The sequence below is a fragment of the Synechococcus sp. 8F6 genome (genome assembly GCF_002252665.1).
Classification (GTDB): domain Bacteria; phylum Cyanobacteriota; class Cyanobacteriia; order PCC-6307; family Cyanobiaceae; genus Cyanobium_A.
The window spans coordinates 1-429 of sequence record NZ_NQKZ01000077.1 but is presented as its reverse complement, the minus strand read 5'-3'; the positions used below and the strand labels follow the sequence as shown (position 1 = coordinate 429).

Genomic DNA, 429 nt, shown 5'->3' with positions numbered 1-429 from the left:
ACAGCCTGCTGCTTCTGTCCTCAGTTCACTCCTCTTCGTCGCTACCGCCCACCGGCACCAATCGGATCTGCTTCTTGCCAAGCTTGATCTCGAACTCATCGCCGGGCTTGAGGTCGAGCATGGCGGTATAAGCCTTGCCGATCAGCAGGTTGCCGTTGAACTGGATCTTGGTGCTGTAGCCCAGCTTGCGGCCGCCCTTGCCGGTGCCACGGCCAGCGCTATCGCTGCCGAGATTCACGCCCTTGGCACCGAGCAGGGCTTCGTAGAAAGCGGTGAAGTTCAGGCGCTCGGAGCCGTCCTTTTTGGTGCTCACATAGCCGCACTCCCGCACAAGCTCCGATTTGGAGACATCTCCAAGGTCCTTGACTTTGGCGAGCAGATCCGAACCAGTAAGCATCTCTCTACAACATTGGCGTCAAGAGCATACCA

1 protein-coding gene is annotated in these 429 nt (G+C 58.3%); it reads right to left on the bottom strand.

The window, feature by feature from the left end:
- Nucleotides 1–25 precede the first annotated feature (25 nt).
- On the bottom strand, nt 26–397 hold the full coding sequence (locus CJZ78_RS13570) for an AbrB family transcriptional regulator (RefSeq protein ID WP_094561802.1): 372 nt from the start codon (nt 395–397) through the stop codon (nt 26–28).
- Nucleotides 398–429 lie beyond the last annotated feature (32 nt).